Below are 22,179 nucleotides of genomic sequence, written 5' to 3' on the forward strand. Positions count from 1 at the left end.
GGTAATGCCGATCGTTTATGAGATCGAGATACACGGGGCTAGCACACCGCGGGGCCGTTATGGAACACATCCTTGTGTTCCACCTCAAGGGTCAACGCTAAAGCGTTGTTCAACTTTGCTCCTGGCAAAGTTGTCGGCAGCTAAAGCTGCTACGACCCCATCGGTGTACTTCCCCTAAAATCATGCTTAAGTGACCAGTATTACCCCATAGGGCCTTTTTAGTATCTACGACATTGCCGCTAAAGTTGATGATTTGCTAAGGCTGCAAAATCGTTGGCTGCGAATTCTCTAAAAGGTCTGGATAATCCAGCGTGTAATGCAGACCACGGCTCTCTTTGCGTTCCATAGCGCAGCGCACAATGAGCTCAGCAACCTGCACCAAGTTTCTCAGCTCTAACAAATTGTTAGAAATGCGGAAGTTGGCGTAATACTCATCGATTTCCTGCTGAAGCATTTGGATGCGGCGCAGCGCACGTTCCAAACGTTTGGTGGTTCGTACAATGCCCACGTAATCCCACATAAATAAACGCAGTTCGTGCCAGTTATGCTGGATCACTACGCGCTCATCTGAGTTGTAAACTCGGCTGTCATCCCACTCAGGTAGACGCGGAGCGAGACTGGTTTGTGGTAGGCGTTGCAGAATATCTTGCGATGCCGACCATGCATATACCACGCATTCTAACAGTGAGTTAGACGCCATTCGGTTGGCTCCGTGCAGGCCGGTGTAGCTGACTTCACCGATGGCATACAACCCTTCTAAATCAGTTCTTCCTTGATGATCGACCATCACGCCGCCGCAGGTGTAGTGCGCGGCAGGAACGATAGGGATCGGCTCTTTGGTGAGATCTAAGCCTAAATCCTTCAGCTTTTCATAGATCATTGGAAAATGCTGCATGATGAAATCTGCCGGTTTATGGCTAATATCCAAATACATACAGTCTGCGCCAAGACGCTTCATTTCATGGTCAATAGCGCGAGCGACGATATCACGCGGCGCAAGCTCGCCGCGTTCGTCAAAGTCCGGCATAAACCGCGAGCCGTCAGGGCGTTTGAGGAATGCACCTTCGCCACGCAAGGCTTCGGTTAAGAGAAAGTTTCTCGCCTGCGGATGGTACAAGCAGGTGGGGTGGAATTGGTTAAACTCTAAGTTGGCAATACGGCATCCGGCGCGCCACGCCATAGCAATGCCGTCGCCGGAAGAGATATCTGGGTTTGTGGTGTACTGATAAACTTTTGCTGCCCCACCGGTAGCTAATACCACGGTGCGAGCGCGCAGAGTTTCAACGCGTTCGAGCTCGCGGTTCCAGACATAGGCACCGACCACGCGTTGGGTGCCCGGCAAGCCAATTTTTTTGGACGTAATCAGGTCGACGGCGTTGTACCGCTCGCAAACGCGGATGTTAGGGTGCGCATTTGCTTTCTGTACTAAAGTTGTCTCGACTTCTTTGCCCGTTGCATCTGCGCTATGTAGGATCCGTCGATGGCTATGACCACCTTCGCGGGTTAGATGGTAGCGAGATTCGCCTGCGGGGCTCATTTCGGTATCAAATAGAACGCCTTGATCGATGAGCCACTGCACGCAATCCTTTGCGTTACGAGCAATAAATTCAACCGCCGAAGGATCACACAGCCCAGCACCCGCGATCAGGGTATCCTGCACGTGAGATTCGATGCTGTCGGTTTCATCAAAAACCGCGGCAATACCGCCTTGGGCATAAAACGTAGCACCCTCATTAAAGGGACCTTTACTTAAAACGGTCACTTTGCAGTGATCGGCAAGACGTAAAGCGAGTGAAAGTCCGGCAGCTCCGCTACCGATAATCAATACATCGTTAAAATGTTCTGAATTTGGTTGCATAGGTTGTGGTGTGTGCAGCTGAAAAGTGAAAATCATGTTAGCCTATGCCAACGTGTAAATGCACGGTTAATGAACAACGAATATAAAAACAGCATCGTACGGAACTTTTTAGTACGTATGAACTCTAAGCTAGTGCTTGCTCAGGATCGATTGAGACAACTGGCAGTACAATTTTTTCATGCGTGGAGAGAGATTTGAGGAGAGATTACCTCGGATGAGCGAGCAGTTAACGGATCAGGTGCTGGTCGAGCGAGTCCAGAAAGGAGATAAGAAGGCTTTTAACTTACTGGTAGTTCGCTATCAGCATAAAGTTGCGAGTCTCGTATCCCGCTACGTGCCATCAGGCGATGTTCCTGATGTTGTGCAGGAATCGTTTATCAAAGCCTATCGTGCGTTGGAATCTTTCCGCGGCGAGAGTGCTTTTTACACCTGGCTTTATCGTATTGCTGTAAATACAGCAAAAAATTACCTGGTTGCTCAGGGGCGGCGTCCGCCATCAAGCGATGTTGATGCCAGCGAGGCAGAAAACTTCGAAAGTGCGGGTGCATTGAAAGAAATTTCGAACCCTGAGAACTTAATGTTGTCAGATGAACTGAAGCAGATTGTTTTCCGAACCATAGAGTCTCTTCCTGAGGATTTGCGTATGGCAATCACCCTCAGAGAATTGGATGGTTTAAGCTACGAAGAGATAGCGGCCATTATGGATTGTCCGGTTGGAACGGTACGTTCTCGTATTTTCCGGGCGAGGGAAGCGATCGATAATAAAGTTCAACCGCTGATACAGCGTTAATTATGCGGGCACAGGAAGGGTATTTAGGCATGCAGAAAGAACAACTTTCGGCTCTGATGGATGGTGAAGTGCTGGACAGTGAACTGCTTGGTTCACTGGGTAAAGACGATGCGCTTCAACAAACGTGGAAGAGCTATCACCTGATACGTGACACCCTGCGCGGTGACGTGAGCGACGCGATTGATTTTGATATCTCCGATCGCATTGCCGCGGCGCTTGATGATGAACCAGTTCGCTTGGTTCCCAATGCAATTCCCGAATCCCAGCCTCAACCACATAGCTGGAAAGATATGCCGTTCTGGAACAAGGTTCGTCCTTGGGCCAGCCAAATCACACAAATCGGTATTGCGGCCTGTGTTTCTCTCGCCGTGCTGGTAGGTGTGCAGCAGTATAATCAGCCAGTCGGTGGCGCAAGTGACTCGGATGCTCCGGCATTCAACACGCTACCGATGGGCGGCCAAGCTTCGCCGGTGAGTTTTGGTGTTCCGAATGAGAGCAGCAACGCCAATGGACAGCAGCAGGTTCAACAGCAGCGTAAACGCATTAATGCGATTTTGCAGGATTATGAACTGCAACGCCGTCTGCACACTGAACAGTTGCAAATGGACAATGGTAATACTCAGGCGTCAGTTCAGGTGCCAGGAACTCTGTCATTAGGAACTCAGCAGCAGTAATGAAGCAACTTTGGTTCGCCATCAGCGTATTCGCTGGTAGCCTATTTGTTTCTAACATCGCCTCAGCGCAAGATTCGTCTGAGGCGATGTTGCAACAAATGAACGGTGCCAGTCAGTCACTCAATTATGAGTTAGCGTATATCAATATCACCAAGCAGGGGATTGAATCGTTACGCTATCGTCATGCTATTTATAATAATCAGTTGTTATCCCAGCTCTTGCAGATGGATGGTCCGCGTCGTGAAGTTTTACTGCGTGGCAATGAAATCAGCTATTTTGAGCCTGGTCTTGAGCCATTTACGCTCAACGGCGATCACATTGTTGATGCATTGCCATCGATAATTTTCTCCGATATCAAACAGCTGAGTCAGTATTACAACTTCATCTCCGTTGGTAGAACCCGCGTTGCCGATCGCCCGTGCGAAGTGATTCGTATTGTGTCGCGTGACGGTTTGCGCTTTAGCTATATCGTATGGATTGATGAAAGTTCGAAATTGCCTTTGCGGGTCGACTTGTTAGATCGCGATGGTGAAACATTAGAACAGTTCCGTGTGATCTCCTTTACAGTTGGCGATCAGGTCAGTACAGCGATGGCAAGCTTAGCTCAGCTTACGCTGCCACCTTTGCTGAAATTACCGGCAACGGATAAGGTTAACTTTAGCTGGCAAGCATCTTGGCTGCCGCAGGGTTTCAAAGAAGTTTCACGCAGTCGCCGTACCCTACCGTCACTCTCAGAACCGGTGGAATCGCGCTTGTATAGCGATGGGTTGTTCAGCTTCTCGGTCAATATCAGCAGCGCTGCTGCGGGTGCTGCGGTGAGCGAGCAATTCTTGCGCCAAGGGCGTCGCACCATTCACACCGAAACGCGTAACAATACTGATATTACCGTCGTCGGTGAATTACCTCCGTCAACGGCTAAACGTGTTGCAAACAGCATTACGCTCAATGGTCGTAAATCATGATGCGCGAATGGGCAACGGTGGCATCCTGGCAACAGGGCGTCGCTACGCTAAACTGTGAACAGCGCTCAGGTTGTGGTTCCTGCGGGGCGAAAAATACCTGCGGTACGGCGGTGTTGAATAAAATCAATCCACAGTCGCAGCATCAGCTTCAAGTTGAAATTGCTCAACCGCTAGAGCCTGGCCAAAAGGTCGAGATTGGCATTACTGAAGCCAATCTGCTGCGTTCTGCGGTGTTAGTCTATCTCACTCCGCTGCTTGGCCTTATTGTCGGCGGTGGTGTGGGGCAGTCATTTATGCATTCTGATGCATGGGCTGCGTTAGGCGCATTGGTTGGTGCTGGTGCTGGTTTCATGTTTGCGCGATTTAAGGCGAAAAAACTAAGTGACCGGCAAGATTATCAGCCGATCGTTTTGCAAGTCGGTTTGCCTCCATCCATGATCCGCACCCCCACGAATATCTAGGTTTTACTGGGTTCGATGTGTAGAATGCATCGAATCTGGCAAATTACCGCCAAACGTTAAACCATCGCTTTGAACCCATCAGTGTGTCCTTAGGCGAGTAATCTAGAAATCATCAGGCAAAATATCTTAATAATGAAGCATATACGAAATTTCTCCATTATCGCACATATTGACCACGGTAAGTCGACACTGTCTGACCGTATTATTCAGATTTGTGGCGGTTTGACTGACCGTGAAATGGCAGCGCAAGTTCTGGATTCTATGGATCTAGAACGTGAGCGCGGCATCACTATTAAAGCGCAGAGCGTAACGCTCGACTATAAAGCACAGGATGGGGAAACTTATCAGCTGAACTTCATCGATACCCCAGGACACGTTGACTTCTCTTATGAGGTTTCTCGTTCTCTGGCGGCGTGTGAAGGTGCATTGCTGGTGGTGGACGCAGGTCAGGGCGTTGAAGCCCAGACGCTGGCTAACTGCTATACAGCCATGGAAATGGATCTGGAAGTGGTTCCCGTTCTGAACAAAATTGACCTGCCAGCGGCCGATCCCGATCGCGCTGCTCAGGAAATTGAAGATATCGTGGGTATCGACGCGATGGATGCTGTGCGTTGCTCAGCAAAAACCGGCGTTGGCGTTCCTGAAGTGCTTGAACGTCTGGTTCGCGATATCCCTGCACCGGAAGGTGATCCAGAAGGCCCATTACAGGCGCTGATTATCGACTCTTGGTTCGATAACTATCTGGGCGTGGTTTCTTTGATCCGTATTAAAAACGGCTCATTGCGCAAAGGCGAAAAAGTTAAGGTAATGAGTACCGGTCAGACCTATAACGCTGACCGTCTTGGTATCTTTACGCCGAAGCAGATCGACCGCGACGTACTTAACTGCGGCGAAGTAGGCTGGTTGGTGTGTGCGATTAAAGACATCCACGGCGCACCCGTAGGCGATACCTTGACGCTGTCGCGTAACCCAGCCGAAAAATCTTTGCCGGGCTTCAAAAAAGTAAAACCTCAGGTTTATGCGGGTCTGTTCCCTGTAAGCTCTGATGACTATGAAGCTTTCCGTGATGCGTTGGGCAAATTAAGCCTGAACGATGCATCCCTGTTCTACGAGCCAGAAACATCTACCGCGCTGGGCTTCGGCTTCCGCTGTGGTTTCTTGGGCTTATTGCACATGGAGATCATTCAGGAGCGTCTGGAGCGTGAATACGATCTAGACTTGATCACAACGGCACCGACGGTTGTGTATCAGATCCAAACCACCAGTGGTGAAGAGATCTTTGTTGATAGCCCGTCTAAGCTACCGCCAATCAACAATATTGAAGAGCTGCGTGAGCCGATTGCTGAATGTCATATGCTGTTACCACAAGAGTATCTTGGTAACGTTATTACGCTTTGTATCGAGAAGCGTGGTGTTCAGACTAATATGGTTTATCACGGCAATCAGGTTGCGCTAACCTATGAAATACCGATGGCAGAAGTGGTGCTCGATTTCTTCGACCGCCTCAAGTCTACATCGCGTGGTTATGCGTCGCTGGATTACAGCTTCAAACGTTTCCAGCAGTCTGACATGGTGCGTGTTGACGTCTTGATCAACAACGAGCGTGTGGATGCGCTGGCGCTGATCACCCATCGCGACAACGCGCAGTATCGTGGTCGTGAACTGGTTGAGAAGATGAAAGAACTGATCCCGCGTCAGCAGTTTGATATTGCGATTCAAGCAGCCATTGGCAACCAGATTATCGCGCGCGCAACGGTTAAGCAGCTACGTAAAAACGTTCTTGCTAAATGTTACGGCGGCGACGTCAGCCGTAAGAAAAAGCTGCTGCAGAAGCAGAAAGACGGTAAGAAACGTATGAAGCAGGTCGGTAACGTCGAACTGCCGCAGGAAGCCTTCTTGGCCATTCTGCACGTAGGTAAAGACTAAAGTTCTATGATGAGCGGCACCGATTGAGGTGCCGTTATCATTGAGAGGCTTATGCCCAAATAGATTTCAACCTAGTTTTAGCTAAAGTTGAAGTCACGGGGTTATTTAAGGAGTTATTGGCATGGCCAATATGTTTGCTCTAATTCTGGTGATCGCAACGTTGGTGACCGGGGTTATTTGGTGTATCGACCGCTTTAAGTTAGCTCCTGCGCGTCGAGCAAAGATAGCGGCGATCAACGCCCAAACGGTTGACGGTTTAGATAAGCAGACCGCTAAAGAGGCGGTGAAAACGTCAGGTTGGATTGAAACCTGTGTTTCTGTTTTTCCTGTTTTAGCACTGGTTCTGATTATCCGCTCATTTATTTATGAGCCTTTCCAGATCCCATCAGGTTCAATGATGCCGACGCTGTTGATCGGCGATTTCATTCTGGTAGAAAAGTTTGCCTATGGAATTAAAGAGCCTGTAGCACAGCACACGATTATTCCAACCGGACATCCTAAGCGCGGCGATATCGTGGTATTTAAATACCCACTGGATCCACGTTTGGACTATATCAAACGCGCTATTGGTTTGCCGGGCGATAAAGTGACTTACGATCCATATAGTAAAGAAGTTACGGTTTACCCTGCCTGCCAAACAGGGCAGAACTGCGACAAGTTATTGCCAATTACCTACAGCGCGGCTGAGCCAAGCGAATGGGTACAGACCTTTGGTCAAATGGGCAATGGTGAAGCCAGTAGCGGCTTCTTCCAGATTCCATTAGATCAAAATGTGGATGATGGATACCGCATGAGCGAGCGCAAAGAAACGCTGGGTACCGTTACCCATCGAATTCTGACTGTACCTCAAGCGCAGGACATGATGTCGCGTTATTATCGCCAGCCGGGTCAACCACAGGGCGTGTGGGTGGTTCCTGAAGGTCATTACTTCATGATGGGCGACAACCGTGATAACAGCGCCGATAGCCGTTATTGGGGCTTTGTGCCTGAGCAGAATCTCGTTGGTAAAGCGACGGCAATCTGGATGAGCTTTGAAAAACAAGAAGGGCAATGGCCAACCGGCGTTCGCCTCAGTCGTATTGGTGGGATCCACTAATTTTCTGCTCATCATTCACGCTGTGGGTATCTTCCTACAGCGTGAAATCAGCGTGAAGTTTTAACCAGCATTAAAATATGCGCCTAAACTTATTTCTGTTGCATTAATAGCAAGGCAACTTCAGCGAATAAGGCATATTACCGCAGCATTATATTTTCAGTCGTTGTAGAATACCCCTTCGAGCGATAAAAAGTTGGCTTCCGATCTGGAAGCCACTGCAAACGAAACAGCTTTGGATTGGCTAACGGCAAGCAGGCCTGTTCCGTATGCTGCGGTTTTTGACGCATTCTAGATCTATTTGGTATCTCATGAATCCCATCGTAACTAACCGGCTTCAAAAGAAGCTGGGCTATACTTTTCAACAGCAGGAGCTGTTATTGCAGGCATTGACTCATCGCAGTGCCAGCAGCAAACACAATGAACGTCTTGAGTTTCTGGGCGACTCAATTCTTAGTTTCGTTATTGCCAATGCGCTGTATCACCGCTTCCCGCGGGTTGATGAGGGCGACATGAGCCGCATGCGTGCTACGTTAGTACGTGGAAATACGCTGGCAGAAATGGCACGAGAATTTGATTTGGGGGAGTGCCTGCGTCTTGGGCCGGGTGAGTTAAAAAGTGGTGGCTTCCGCCGCGAATCTATTTTAGCTGACACCGTAGAAGCGTTAATTGGCGGCATTTTCCTGGATAGTGATATCCAAACGATTGAACGACTGATCCTTGATTGGTACCGCTCACGCTTGGACGAGATAAGTCCAGGTGATAAGCAAAAAGACCCGAAAACGCGTCTGCAAGAGTTCTTGCAGGGACGCCATCTGCCACTGCCATCTTATTTGGTAGTGCAGGTTCGCGGTGAAGCACACGATCAAGAATTTACTATTCACTGTCAGGTCAGCGGCCTGAGCGAACCGGTTATCGGTGTTGGCTCAAGTCGCCGTAAGGCCGAGCAGGCAGCGGCTGAACAAGCGCTGAAACAGCTGGAGCTTGAATGAGCGAAGAAACAACTTATTGCGGATTTATTGCCATCGTTGGACGTCCTAACGTTGGCAAATCGACATTGCTGAACCAATTACTGGGGCAGAAGATTTCGATCACCTCGCGTAAGCCACAAACGACCCGCCACCGCATCATGGGTATTCACACGGAAGGGCCATATCAGGCCATCTACGTGGACACCCCCGGGTTGCATATTGAAGAAAAACGCGCCATCAACCGTTTGATGAACCGCGCAGCCAGCAGCTCAATCGGTGACGTTGAGCTGGTGATTTTCGTTGTTGAAGGGACACACTGGACCGCCGATGACGAAATGGTCGTGAATAAACTGCGTGATTTGAAAGCGCCAGTTATCTTAGCGATCAACAAAGTCGATAACGTTCAGGATAAAGCAGCTTTGCTGCCACATATCCAGTTCCTCAGCGAACAAATGAACTTTATGGACGTGGTTCCAATCTCTGCGGAGAAGGGAACGAACGTAGATACCATCGCCAGCATTGTGCGTAAAAAACTGCCGGAAGCGATCCATCACTTCCCAGAAGAGTACATTACTGACCGCTCACAGCGCTTTATGGCGTCTGAAATCATCCGTGAAAAACTGATGCGTTTCTTGGGCGAAGAGCTGCCGTATTCCGTTACCGTTGAAATTGAACGCTTCGTTTCTAACGAACGCGGTGGTTACGACATTAACGGTCTGATTCTGGTTGAGCGTGAAGGCCAGAAGAAGATGGTTATCGGTAATAAAGGCAGCAAAATCAAGACAATTGGTATTGAAGCTCGCCAAGACATGGAAGCCATGTTTGAAGCTAAAGTCCATCTTGAGCTGTGGGTTAAGGTCAAATCCGGTTGGGCAGACGACGAACGTGCGCTGCGCAGCTTGGGTTATGGTGAAGATCTCTAAGAGATCGCGCCTATGGAAGGTTGGCAACGCGCATTTGTGTTACATGGGCGTCCCTACAGTGAAACCAGTCTCCTGTTAGACCTGTTCACTGAAGGGCACGGGCGTGTACGTCTGTTGGCAAAAGGCGCACGCAGCAAACGCTCAAGTCTCAAAGGTGCGTTACAACCTTTCACGCCGCTGCTGGTTCGCTGGGGCGGTAAAGGGGAAGTCAAAACCCTACGTAATGCTGAGCCCGTTTCATTAGGGCTTCCGCTGACGGGCATTTCGCTCTACAGCGGTCTGTATGTCAATGAGCTGGTTTCCCGCGTGCTTGAGCAGGAAACCAACTACTCTTCGTTATTCTTCGATTACCTCAACTGTTTACAAAATCTGGCAGCAACCGTCGGCTCTCCTGAGCATACGCTGCGCGAGTTCGAACTCGCTTTGCTGGGGAACCTGGGTTACGGCATCGATTTTCTACACTGTGCGGGCAGCGGCGAACCGGTCTCTGATGAGATGACCTATCGCTACCGTGAAGAAAAAGGATTTATCGCCAGTCTGCTGGTCGATCAGCTCAGCTTTACCGGGCGCGATTTAAAAGCGTTGGCTGAACGTAGATTCCCTGATCCACTCACGCTGCGTGCGGCTAAACGTTTTACACGTATGGCGCTGAAACCCTATTTAGGTGGAAAACCGTTAAAAAGCCGTGAACTGTTCCGCCAGTTTGTCGGAAAACGCCCAGTCAAACCTGCATCTGCTTGAAATCTCACTGTCCCCTACATCGCAATAATTCTGTCTGACCCTATCCCGCTAAGTTCGGTGTACACTGATGCGAACTAAGCCTTATTCTGTCTGTAATCTCTGACTTAAACGTTTTCTTAAGAGGATTTGTCATGGCTGATTTACTGTTGGGCGTCAACATCGATCATATCGCAACCCTGCGCAATGCGCGTGGCACCCAGTACCCTGACCCTGTTCAAGCGGCATTTATTGCAGAGCAGGCTGGCGCTGATGGGATCACCGTGCATCTGCGCGAAGACCGTCGTCACATTACCGATCGCGATGTGCGTTTGCTGCGCCAAACTATTCAGACGCGTATGAATCTGGAAATGGCGGTTACCGATGAGATGATCGATATCGCCTGTGAATTGAAGCCGCATTTTTGCTGTTTAGTGCCAGAAAAACGCCAAGAAGTGACCACTGAAGGCGGGTTAGACGTTGCGGGCCAGTTGGACAAAATGACCGTTGCCGTGGCGCGCTTAACTCAGGCGGGCATTTTGGTATCGCTGTTTATCGATCCCGACCAGCGCCAGATTGAAGCCGCAGTGAGCGTTGGCGCGCCCTATATTGAAATCCACACCGGCGCTTATGCCGATGCTGAATGCGAACTAAAACGACAAGCCGAATTTGAACGTATTGCCCAAGCCGCGCGTTTTGCCAACGAGCGCGGTTTGAAAGTCAATGCGGGCCACGGTTTGACCTATCATAACGTCCTACCGATTGCAGCATTGCCTGAAATGCATGAGCTGAATATCGGCCACAGTATTATTGGTCGTGCGGTGATGAGTGGTTTACCTGAGGCTGTGAGTGCCATGAAACAGCTGATGTTGGAAGCGCGTCGCTAATGGCTGTTTTAGGATTGGGCACCGATATCGTCGAAATTTCTCGCATTGAGGCTGTCGTTGAGCGCAGTGGCGATCAAATGGCGAAACGCGTATTGGCGCCCGCTGAATGGGAGCAATACTGTGCTCACCAGCAGAAGATTCGCTACTTAGCCAAGCGTTTTGCGGTGAAAGAGGCTGCGGCTAAGGCATTTGGCACCGGTATTCGTAACGGGCTGGCCTTTGCTCAGTTTGAAGTTTACAACGATTCGCTGGGCAAGCCGGTACTGCGTTTACACGGTCGAGCTGCCGAGCTGGCGCAGGAAATGGGGATTACGTCTATTCACGTTTCTTTGGCTGATGAACGTCGCTATGCCTGCGCAACCGTGATTGTTGAAGGGTAATCATTGTTGAAGAATAGCTAAACAGTTAGCGCTTAATCACCGTTCCATGAGTGATTAAGCGCCCAACAACGCTAGCCGTTCAGTTTCTCCTGTGCGGCTTTCTCCACGTTTTCAATTTCGTCGAGTAACTCCATCCACTCCGGCTCTAAATCGCCCACCGCAATCTCATGGCGCAGCTGTTGCTCGATATAACGGCAAAGACGTTTCAAACGAGGAAGTCCGCTGTAACTACAGCTACCGTGCAGCTTGTGGATAATATCCACTATCGCCGGATCCTGATTACCTTCGAGAGCCGCTTCCACCTGCGTTTTCACCTGTGGAAGGAACTCCAGCAGCATTTGCAGTAAATCTCGAGCCAGATCTTCTTTGTTAGCCGCTTGCCGCAGTGCAATTTCCCAATCGAGCGTCAGATCGCTATCGGCTTCAAGTGATGCCGCTGCGGTATGTGATTCTTGCTGGTTAGGATCGCGATAGTAGCGTGCCAGAAGCTGGCGCAGCATATTCTCGTCGATGGGTTTTGCCAGATAGTCATCCATCCCTGCGCGGAGTAGGCGCTCACGTTCACCGTTAATAGCATGTGCCGTTACGGCAATAATTGGCGTATCAACATAGCGCGGTATTTTGCGGATTAACTCACTGGTACGAATACCGTCCATTTCTGGCATTTGAATATCCATGAGGATGATGTCCAAGCGGTGCTCTTTCGCTTGGGCAATTGCTTCTTCACCGCTATGGCACAGAATAATTTGTTCGACCAACTCACCTAATAGCGCACTAATAAGCTTAAGGTTAGCCGGATTATCATCAACCGCCATGACGTTTAGCGGCAGGCGTTCAACTTTATGTTCAATCACCACCGGTGCGCGCTTGGGCAGGCTATTATCCAGCAAAATTGGCAGCAGGCGATTGCTGGTCAGCGGTTTAGCTAAACAACTGCGCACGCCTTGTTCTTTCAATTCATCGCTATAGAGCAGTTTGTGGCTCGGCATAGCAAGGATCACGCGGTTGGCTAAGGACAATGCGGTTTTCAGCTTATCGCGGCCCTGTGCATCGTCATAGGTGAAGTTAACCGGTAACCCCACCAGTAGGATGTCATAGTGAGAGTCAGGAATAACCTGTGCCAGAAGCGGGCTGTAGCTCACTTCCAACGGCGTTGCCTGAAGTAAGTCCAGCGTACACTGTGCCGCAACGGGGTTTGACTCGACATAAAGCAGTTTTTGCCCGGCTAAACGCTGCATCGGGAAGTGACTTGCCGGTGCGTTATGGTTGAGCTCTAGCTGAATATGGAACCAGAATGTCGAGCCTTTGTTCGGCTGGCTATGGAAGCTAATATCGCCACCCATTTCATTCACCAGTTTCTGGGTGATAACTAAGCCCAATCCAGTGCCGCCATGACGGCGAGAGATACTGGCATCTGCCTGACGGAATGCTTGGAACAGCTGTGATTGCTGACGTTCTGAGATACCAATACCGGTATCATGCACCAGCACTTCAAGCTCAACCTGATGTGGGGTGGTGCTGCGTAGCTCAATGCGAATATCAATATTCCCTTTCTCGGTGAATTTAATCGCATTGCCTAACAGGTTAGTGAGGACTTGCTGTATTCGCATCGGGTCGCCGATCACATGCTCGGGAACGTCGTTACGGATATTAAGGGTAAGCTCAATGCCTTTTTCGTGTGCGCTCGGAGCGAGCAGAACGGTGACTTCATCAATGGTTTCACGTAGCAGGAAAGGAATATGTTCCAGTACCAGTTTGCCTGCTTCAAGCTTCGAGAAATCAAGCACATCATTGATGATGGTCAGTAGATTATTCGCCGAACGCTCAATGGTCTGTAAGTAGTCACTTTGGGTCGCGTTAAGCGGTGTTTTCAGCACTTGTCGGGTAAAGCCGATGACACCATTGAGCGGCGTGCGCAGCTCATGCGACATATTGGCCAAAAACTCGGACTTAATTCGCGCGGCCTCCTGGGCACGTTTTTTAGCTAAATCGAGCTCGACGTTTTGGATCTCCATCTGCTCGAGCGTTTCACGCAGGTCAGAGGTGGCCTGATCGATATTTTGTTGCATCTCTTCGTGGTAGGCCGTCAGAGACATCGCCATCGAATTAATACCGTTTTTGAGCATATCCAGCTCACCCAGCATATGGCCTTCTACACGACTGTCGAGCTGCCCGCGACGAATGCGGTCAACGGTGTTAACCATGTTGCGGATAGGCCCTGTGACATCGCGCATCAGCCGGTATGCAAACAGCAACGCAATACACATACAGATAATCAGCAGCAACGTAGCAACAAACACTTCTTTGTATTGCTGTAAGCGCACCGAGCGCAGATCCAACTCAACTGCGATATAGCCAAGATGCGGGTTTTCGGCGCTGGTGGAATCGATAAATCGGTCTTCTGAGATGATCGGCGTGCGCAGGATTAACGAATCCCCATGCTTGGAAAGCATCAGGTCGTTAGGCATCGGCACTCCTTTGGGGAGCTGTAGCAACGAATAGTTATGGTGATAGTTTGAAGTCACAAACAGATCGTTATTATCGTCGAAAACGGCGATGGAACGCACGATATCAGAATGACGGCGATGCAGCAGGCCAATCAACTGTCGCACCGCTTCGCGACTGCGGAAGGTCATGCCATATTCGCTCGCCACGGCAAGTGGCTCAATGATACTGGCACCGGAATCCACCAATTGAGCTTGTAACTCATTGTATCTATGAACAACGAAGAAGGTACTGAGCAGCAAACCAATCAATAAAGTGGGGGCTAAAATCAGTACCATCATGCGCGCACGCAGGCTGTATTTGGTCATGTGGGTCCAATGTGGGAGAATTGGTGGCAGATATCATTATTAGCGAAAGCTAAAACCAACGACAAATCGATAAAACATGGCTCAATTTTACTCTCCGGGACGCCGTGTGGCGACCCGACAAACCATAACTGTGACGGCAACCGACCTTGATCCTTTTGGCCAAGGCGTTGCACGCCACAATGGTAAAGCTATCTTTATTTCTGGCCTATTGCCAGATGAGCAAGCCGAAGTCACTTTAACCGAAGATAAAAAACAGTTCGCTCGGGCCAAAGTAAAACGTTTACTGACCCGCAGCCCAGAGCGCGTAGCGCCACGCTGCCCGCATTTTGGTATCTGCGGCGGCTGCCAGCAGCAACATGCCAGTGAACCCTTACAGCAGAGAAGCAAATCGGCTTCTCTTCAGCGCCTGATTAGCCGCGAAACGGGTTTGGATATCATACCAGAATCTGTTATTAGCGGGCCAGAATACGGCTACCGTCGGCGTGCGCGTTTAGGATTGCAGTTCCAGCCGAAACAACAGCAGCTGGTGATGGGGTTTCGCAAGTCAGGTTCTAATGATTTAGTGCCTATTAAAGCGTGCCCTGTATTAGCGCCCGCGCTGGCATCGCTTTTGCAACCGCTGCATGAATGTCTGGCCGAAATGAAGGCCGTTCGCCGTTTAGGCCATGCCGAGCTGGTGTTAGCCGATAATGGCCCCGTGTTGGTATTGCGCCATCTTGATCCGTTGAAAGAACAAGATTTGGCTCGATTGCACAATTTTAGTGCGCAGCATCACGTTATGCTCTACCTGCAAGGTAATGACGACGAACTGGTTAAGCTGTGTGATGACGCACCGTTTTATCAGGTCGATGGGCTGCGATTATTTTTTAGCCCAAGAGATTTTATTCAGGTCAACGACGCCGTGAATCAACATATGGTTGCGCAGGCGTTGGAGTGGCTAGAAGTAGAATCGACAGATCGGGTGTTAGATCTGTTCTGTGGCATGGGCAACTTCACATTACCGTTAGCAAAACGCGCAAAACAGGTGGTCGGCGTTGAAGGTGTTGCTACGCTGGTAGCAAATGGTCTGTATAATGCCCAGATTAATGCATTGAATAACGTCGAGTTCTTCCAGCACAACTTGGAGGAGGATGTGACTCTGCAGCCATGGGCTAAACTTGGGTTTGATAAAGTGTTGTTAGATCCAGCGCGAGCCGGCGCCGCAGGCGTCATGGACCACATTGTTAAACTAGCACCGCAGAAGGTGGTTTATGTTTCCTGTAATCCCACCACGCTGGCGCGTGACAGTCAGGTTTTAATCGCAGCGGGTTACCGAATGGAACGCGTGCGAATGCTAGATATGTTTCCCCACACGGGGCATTTAGAGTCGATGGCGTTGTTTGTTGCGTCGTAGTACGGCTCAAGTTGATGAGTAAAAGGGAGAGGATATGGTTGCGGTAAGAAGTGCCCATTTAAATACGGCTGGTGAATTTGCCCTCGATGAGTGGGTGAAGAGCCTGAATCTGTCGAACCAGCAGTCGTGTGAGCGTCTCTCTGCAACTTGGCGTTATTGTCAGCAAAAAACACTTAACCATCCTGACGCAGCATTGTTACTGTGGCGCGGCGTTGAAATGGTGGAAATTCTCTCCACGCTCAGCATGGACAACGACAGTATGCGCACCGCGCTGCTGTTTCCGCTGGTGGAAGCCAAGGTCATCGACCGTGGAACCGTCGAAGAAGATTTTGGTAAAGAGATCACCAATCTGGTACATGGCGTGCTGGAAATGGATGCTATCCGCGCGTTAAAAGCCACCCAAAATGACTCCGGCGCCTCCGAGCAGGTGGATAATATCCGCCGCATGCTGCTGGCGATGGTGGAAGATTTCCGTTGCGTGGTGATAAAGCTGGCTGAGCGTATTGCTCATCTACGCGAAGTCAAAGATGCGCCGGAAGAAGAACGCGTATTAGCGGCCAAAGAGTGTTTCAACATCTATGCGCCGTTGGCAAATCGTCTGGGTATTGGACAGCTAAAGTGGGAGCTAGAAGATTTCTGCTTCCGTTACCTGCATCCCGATGAATATAAAAAGATTGCCAAGCTACTGCATGAACGCCGTATCGATCGTGAACAGTTCATTGACGATTTTGTTGAAGCGCTGCGCAAGGAAATGGCCAAAGAAGGTGTCAAAGCCGAAATTTATGGCCGACCAAAACACATCTACAGCATCTGGCGCAAAATGCAGAAAAAGGCGTTGGCGTTTGATGAGCTATTTGATGTGCGCGCTGTACGCATCGTGGTTGAGCGCTTGCAGGACTGTTATGCGGCACTGGGGATAGTGCACACTCACTATCGTCATTTGCCTAATGAATTTGACGACTATGTGGCTAACCCGAAACCTAATGGCTATCAGTCGATTCATACCGTCGTTTTAGGCCCGCGCGGTAAAACGCTAGAGATTCAGATCCGTACACGCCAGATGCATGAAGATGCCGAGCTGGGCGTTGCGGCGCACTGGAAATACAAAGAGGGGCCGCAGGCGGCGGGTCGTTCTGGCTACGAAGGCCGAATTGCATGGCTGCGTAAACTGATTGCGTGGCAAGAAGAGATGGCGGATTCCGGCGAGATGCTGGATGAGGTACGCAGCCAGGTATTTGACGATCGTGTTTATGTGTTTACGCCAAAAGGCGACGTCGTAGATCTCCCCGCGGGCTCAACGCCGCTTGATTTTGCCTACCACATTCACAGCGACGTCGGTCATCGCTGCATCGGTGCCAAAATTGGTGGCCGCATCGTGCCGTTCACCTATCAGCTACAGATGGGCGATCAGGTTGAAATTATCACCCAGAAGCAGCCAAACCCAAGCCGCGACTGGCTGAACCCGAACCTTGGTTATGTGACAACCAGCCGTGGACGCGCCAAAATCCATAACTGGTTCCGCAAGCAAGATAAGGACAAAAATATCCTTGCTGGTCGCCAAATTCTAGACGATGAGCTTGAGCGTTTGGATATAAGCCTGAAAGAGGCTGAGAAGCTGCTGATCCCGCGTTATAACGTCAACTCAATGGATGAGGTTCTGGCGGCGATAGGCGGCGGCGATATTCGCGTTAACCAAATGGTTAACTTCCTACAGGGCAAAACGAATAAGCCAAGTGCGGAAGAAGCCGATCGGGAAGCGCTAAAACAGCTCACGCAAAAAGGCCAATCTCAGTCACGTAGTGATAAGAGCAGCGGACGCGTTGTGGTGGAAGGTGTTGGTAATTTAATGCACCACATTGCACGTTGCTGCCAGCCGATCCCTGGGGATGAAATTATCGGCTTTATCACTCAAGGGCGCGGTATTTCAATCCATCGCTCTGATTGCGATCAGCTGAATGAATTACGCTCCCATGCGCCTGAACGTATCATTGACGCGGTATGGGGCGAAAGCTACTCCAGTGGCTATTCGCTGGTGGTTCGCGTGATGGCTAACGATCGTAGTGGTCTGTTACGTGATATCACCACCATTCTCGCCAATGAGAAGGTTAACGTGCTGGGCGTTGCCAGCCGTAGCGATACCAAAAAACAGTTGGCAACGATTGATATGGATATCGAGATCTATAACCTGCAGGTGCTTGGACGTGTACTGGCGAAGTTAAATCAGTTGCCGGATGTTATTGATGCACGCCGCTTGCACGGTGGAAAAGCAGAAAAATAACTAGCTATAAATAGAGGTGACGCTATTCGTCACCTCTATTTATATTAAGATAATTCTATTTTTAATAAAAATCCTATTAAATTAGGTTTAACTATTAATATGTAATCTAATTTTGATTTATATTTTTAGTTTCTATTTATCAGCCTGTTACCGTTTTCTTTCTCGTTATCAATCATGATTTTTGTTTCATGATGGTGCTCATTTTATGAGTCTCACGATGCATCTCTGGATAATTATTTACATCTGACTTATTATCAAGAAAATATTCACTGAGTATGCGCCCTCAGTTGTGTCTTTTAGACAATAATCCTAAAGAGAATAATCTACTCATGAGAAAATTCTGGTTTGGCTTATGAGCTCAAATAATCTTTTTTTCCGGTTGCTAAGCCAGCGTCAGGACGTAATAACGGTAATGTTGTTCGTTATCAGTGCAGCCTGTTTTACACTTTTTTATTACAAAACTGAAACAACCGTTAAGCAGATGGAATTTTTGCTTAAACTTTCCAGTGCCCGCAGCGACTTTCTCTCTCTCTCCGCGTCTACGTTTTATAATATAGATAATCGAAAAACGAACGAGCGGCTCAAAGACAGCCAATTACAAGCTTTGCAGTGGAGTTATTCAAACTATATTAATTTGCTACACAGCTTTTCAATTCCTAAGGGGTTAAAAGAAATTGAAGAAACGGCGTCAAACGAATTATTTAACCGAGTTATCAATGCTAGGCATGGTGATTCGGGGACCACGGTATTACCGTCGAATACCCAAAACTTTAGAGCGATTATTGAAGAGTCGTTAGAGGAAATAAAATATACGTTTCATTGGCAGTTAATACTGCTGATCTTAATCCCCTTTCTTATTGCCGTTATCCGCACGCTACATGGACTCTACTATATAGATATCTTTGATAAGATGAATAAAGACTACTATATGGATTTTTTGACCAAAGCCTATAATCGCCGATATATTCCTAAGATTAAAAAACGTGCTGATTTAGACTATGTTCTTGCTATCGATATCGACCACTTCAAACAAATCAATGATAGCTATGGTCATGATATTGGTGATGAAGCTTTGTACAAATGTACGAAGATTATGCAGGGTAATATCAAGGCGAGTGACATTGTTGTTCGCATGGGAGGCGATGAGTTTGTGGTCTTTTTGTTTAATGCCACCTTGCAGGATGCCAAGCATGTTACTGAGCAAATTTTGCATGATATCAATGATGAGAAACTCTATATTTCTGAGAGCGTGACGGCAAAAATGACCGTTTCAATTGGTGTCGCGAAGTTTGATAATGATATTTCCACGACAATGAAACTGGCAGATGTTAACTTATACGAGTCGAAGAGTCGCGGTAAGAAACAGTTCACCTTCTGAGCACTAGTTCGTATGAAAAAAAATAAATTGGCATTTATAGAGAGCTACTCTCTCAAGACGATTGTTCTGTCGGTATTCGTGTTTTTTACCACGTTTATTGTCATCTTTATTCTTTATCTCCAGTTTCAGCAAGAGAACCATGCGCTGAATCGGATGAGTGAAAAGGTCATCACGTCTAAAGGGGAAACGGTAAAAAGCATGCTGGAGCACTATATCAATGTGCCCAAGCAGTCGAATGCCGCCGTAGCCACGTCACTGAAAGCCATGGATTTTAGTGAAACCAGCGATCAAATGCCGTTTATAAAAGAAATTTTGCTGCAAACCATGGGACGAATTTTTTCGGGTGACAAGTATTTAAGCATGGTGGCGCTTGGTACGAGGGATGGTCACTATATCGGCGTCGGTCGGAATAACATTACGGATAAAGAATACCTCATCCTGAAGTCGCGTGTCACACAGGGTCGGCTGAATTACTACAATGGTCTTTCTCAGGATGAAAAACCACGAGAAAGCATTGAAAACTACGACGTTAGCCAACGACCTTGGTTCCGTTATGTTGATCAAAGTAAACAATCCTCATGGACCAAAGCCTATCGAGACTTCAACTCAGATAGCGGCATCAGCATCTCTTTTAGCTCTCCCGTTTATGACAAAAAAAATCGCTACATTGGCGTTATCTCAAGCGATCTGCGTTTAAGCCGATTTAGTCGCTACCTGATGGAACTGACAAAAAATGAAAACAACGTCATTTTTATTGTTAACGGTTCTAATCAGATCATTGCGTCTTCTAAAGATGATTATCTTATTTCTGATCTCTCATTTGGCATTGCCGATCAGGACGGTGGTGGGCTGGTTTCGGTCATGGACAGCACCGATCCGTTAATAAAATCGACGGTTAAGATCCTGCAAAATAACCCTAGCGAAGTGGAGCGTATTCAATCCGGTAGTTCCATGTACTTTGGTAAGGTAATGCCGGTTGGAAACGATCTTAATTTACCGGGATGGCGGATTGTGGTGCTGTCAGCTCAGGATGACTTAACCGGCGACTTACTGAGTAATCGTATTATTACTATTATCCTTTCGGTCATTATATTTGCACTGGGTTCATTGATCGCGGTGAAATTACTCTCGATGGTAACGAACCCGATATTAGATATTGCGCGACAAGCGCCGATGATTGCCCGCCGAAAATGGAAACCAAGCCTTAATCATCAGGCGCAATTTTCTGAAATTAGGGTGCTGAATACCGCCTTTGCACAAATGTCGGATGAGTTAGAAGGCATGTTCCTAAAGCTAGAAAATCAGCTCAACATTGATGAAGACACTAAGCTGCTGACTCGCAGAGGATTGCTGGGTAAGTTCCGAGAATGCCATGAAGAGCAGGGTGGTTATACGATTGGATTGCTCGCGATTGTCGCTTTAAGCAATTTTAATGCTATCACCAGCAGTTTAGGACGTAGCTACGGCAGAGATTTTGTTTCACGCTTTATTCAAGACTTACAGGCAATTTTGCCAGCTGGGACATGGCTTGCGCGGGATGCCGAAGAGCGGTTTATTATTTGCTATCCGGGCGTAAAAACGCAGGATTTCTGCTTAGCAGAGCAACATAAATTTGAGCGTTTCTTCAGAGGATTAGATGTAGAGCATGATGCAGACGGGCAGGTATATGCGGGAAATACTGGCTTTGTGCATGACGTTATCAATCCGAGCACGCTCAATGACAGTATTATGGATGCTTATATTGCGCTCAAATTTGCCTGCAGCAAAGGCAACGGTTACAGCATGCTGTATCACTCAGATATTCGCGCCGAGGAAATCCTCAATATTAATATGCTGCGCCATCTAAAAAGTGCGCTAGCGTTGAACGAGTTCTTCTTGGTATTCCAACCGATTGTGAATTTGACTACGCGTAATATTACCGGCGCGGAATGCTTAATTCGTTGGCGTAATGCAGAACTTGGCATGGTGGGACCCGATCACTTTATTCCTCTGGCGGAAGATACGGGCTTTATTGTTCCTCTCGGAGCGTGGGTTTTAGATAACGCCTGTATGCAACTGAGTGAAAAACTTTCTAGCGGCGAATGGCCAAGCGACTTTAAATTGCACGTGAATATTTCACTGGTACAGCTCATGCAGCAAGATTTTGCGCACAGTCTTTTTGCTACGCTGGCTCGGCATAATATTACGCCGCACAACATCTCGATTGAAATTACTGAAACGAGCATGATGAAAGAAACCGAAATCTTGATGGAAACTATTAGCACTATCCGCCGTGGAGGTATTTCTGTTGCTATTGATGATTTTGGGTCAGGTTTCTCAAGTCTCTCTTATCTGCATAAGCTTGAGTTTGATACCTTAAAAATCGATAAAGATTTCGTTAGCGATGTTCTTACCGATAGCCGCAATGAATCAATCGTGTCGGCGGTGATCCGACTTTCCCACGGTTTTAGTGTTCCATTGGTGGCCGAAGGGGTTGAAACTGCGGAAGTTGCTGACAAACTACAGGCAATGGGCTGCCAAAAAGCACAGGGGTATTACTTTGCTCGGCCGATGCCGCTCAGCGAGTGGCCTGATATCGGGAAGGTCTTACCCTAATCCTCGCCAGACGATGTGTCAAAGCCGTGAGATTAAATGTTTTATTGGCTCAGGTGACGGGTTTCGGACGCTAAGAACTC

17 protein-coding genes are annotated in these 22,179 nt (G+C 48.5%); 15 read left to right on the forward strand and 2 right to left on the reverse strand.

All coding sequences use genetic code 11. The features are described from left to right. Positions 1-256: 256 nt before the first annotated feature. Positions 257-1,858, reverse strand: a complete 1,602-nt coding sequence (gene nadB / locus RSC70_RS18660) for an L-aspartate oxidase (RefSeq protein WP_187989606.1) — start codon at positions 1,856-1,858, stop codon at positions 257-259. 214 nt (positions 1,859-2,072) lie between these two features. On the opposite strand from nadB, the gene rpoE reads away from it, so the two are divergent. From rpoE to acpS, 11 genes are all read left to right on the forward strand, one after another. Next, a complete protein-coding gene (gene rpoE / locus RSC70_RS18665) occupies positions 2,073-2,648 on the forward strand; it encodes an RNA polymerase sigma factor RpoE (protein ID WP_008812634.1) in 576 nt (191 codons plus the stop codon). A 29-nt stretch (positions 2,649-2,677) separates the two neighbouring features. Then, complete coding sequence (gene rseA, locus RSC70_RS18670; protein ID WP_040046815.1) at positions 2,678-3,322, forward strand: anti-sigma-E factor RseA; 645 nt, start codon at positions 2,678-2,680, stop codon at positions 3,320-3,322. After that, positions 3,322-4,284, forward strand: a complete 963-nt coding sequence (rseB, locus tag RSC70_RS18675) for a sigma-E factor regulatory protein RseB (RefSeq protein WP_063585743.1) — start codon at positions 3,322-3,324, stop codon at positions 4,282-4,284. Before rseA ends, rseB begins: the two co-directional genes overlap by 1 nt. Next, positions 4,281-4,745: a SoxR-reducing system protein RseC gene (rseC, locus tag RSC70_RS18680; RefSeq protein ID WP_282808057.1), complete on the forward strand. Its 465-nt coding sequence runs from the start codon at positions 4,281-4,283 to the stop codon at positions 4,743-4,745. Before rseB ends, rseC begins: the two co-directional genes overlap by 4 nt. A gap of 132 nt (positions 4,746-4,877) precedes the next feature. Continuing rightward, entirely contained in the window at positions 4,878-6,671 is a 1,794-nt protein-coding gene (gene lepA, locus RSC70_RS18685) for a translation elongation factor 4 (protein ID WP_332543148.1), read from the forward strand. Between the two features lie 121 nt (positions 6,672-6,792). Continuing rightward, entirely contained in the window at positions 6,793-7,767 is a 975-nt protein-coding gene (gene lepB / locus RSC70_RS18690; protein WP_130999441.1) for a signal peptidase I, read from the forward strand. A 308-nt stretch (positions 7,768-8,075) separates the two neighbouring features. Then, positions 8,076-8,756, forward strand: a complete 681-nt coding sequence (rnc, locus tag RSC70_RS18695) for a ribonuclease III (protein ID WP_008812639.1) — start codon at positions 8,076-8,078, stop codon at positions 8,754-8,756. Then, the gene (era, locus tag RSC70_RS18700; RefSeq protein ID WP_025800534.1) at positions 8,753-9,658 is read left to right on the forward strand and encodes a GTPase Era; all 906 of its coding nucleotides are present in this window, start codon (positions 8,753-8,755) and stop codon (positions 9,656-9,658) included. The genes rnc and era overlap by 4 nt, the downstream gene beginning before the upstream one ends. Before the next feature lie 12 nt (positions 9,659-9,670). Beyond that, entirely contained in the window at positions 9,671-10,399 is a 729-nt protein-coding gene (recO, locus tag RSC70_RS18705) for a DNA repair protein RecO (RefSeq protein WP_025800535.1), read from the forward strand. A 131-nt stretch (positions 10,400-10,530) separates the two neighbouring features. Further along, complete coding sequence (gene pdxJ / locus RSC70_RS18710) at positions 10,531-11,262, forward strand: pyridoxine 5'-phosphate synthase (protein ID WP_130999442.1); 732 nt, start codon at positions 10,531-10,533, stop codon at positions 11,260-11,262. After that, positions 11,262-11,642, forward strand: coding sequence for a holo-ACP synthase (gene acpS / locus RSC70_RS18715; RefSeq protein WP_025800537.1), 381 nt, complete (start codon positions 11,262-11,264; stop codon positions 11,640-11,642). Before pdxJ ends, acpS begins: the two co-directional genes overlap by 1 nt. Positions 11,643-11,713: 71 nt before the next feature. Here the strand turns inward: acpS and barA are convergent, their stop codons facing one another. After that, positions 11,714-14,455, reverse strand: coding sequence for a two-component sensor histidine kinase BarA (gene barA, locus RSC70_RS18720; RefSeq protein WP_332543149.1), 2,742 nt, complete (start codon positions 14,453-14,455; stop codon positions 11,714-11,716). 76 nt (positions 14,456-14,531) lie between these two features. Between barA and rlmD the strand changes: the two genes are divergently transcribed. From rlmD to RSC70_RS18740, 4 genes are all read left to right on the forward strand, one after another. Next, positions 14,532-15,848: a 23S rRNA (uracil(1939)-C(5))-methyltransferase RlmD gene (gene rlmD, locus RSC70_RS18725; protein ID WP_332543150.1), complete on the forward strand. Its 1,317-nt coding sequence runs from the start codon at positions 14,532-14,534 to the stop codon at positions 15,846-15,848. A 34-nt stretch (positions 15,849-15,882) separates the two neighbouring features. Then, a complete protein-coding gene (gene relA, locus RSC70_RS18730) occupies positions 15,883-18,126 on the forward strand; it encodes a GTP diphosphokinase (protein WP_332543151.1) in 2,244 nt (747 codons plus the stop codon). 352 nt (positions 18,127-18,478) lie between these two features. Continuing rightward, positions 18,479-19,504, forward strand: coding sequence for a GGDEF domain-containing protein (locus RSC70_RS18735; RefSeq protein WP_304185947.1), 1,026 nt, complete (start codon positions 18,479-18,481; stop codon positions 19,502-19,504). 12 nt (positions 19,505-19,516) lie between these two features. Further along, entirely contained in the window at positions 19,517-22,099 is a 2,583-nt protein-coding gene (locus RSC70_RS18740; RefSeq protein WP_332543152.1) for a bifunctional diguanylate cyclase/phosphodiesterase, read from the forward strand. The last annotated feature ends 80 nt before the right edge of the window (positions 22,100-22,179 follow it).

Source organism: Hafnia sp. (genome assembly GCF_036648275.1).
GTDB classification, from domain to species: domain Bacteria; phylum Pseudomonadota; class Gammaproteobacteria; order Enterobacterales; family Enterobacteriaceae; genus Hafnia; species Hafnia alvei.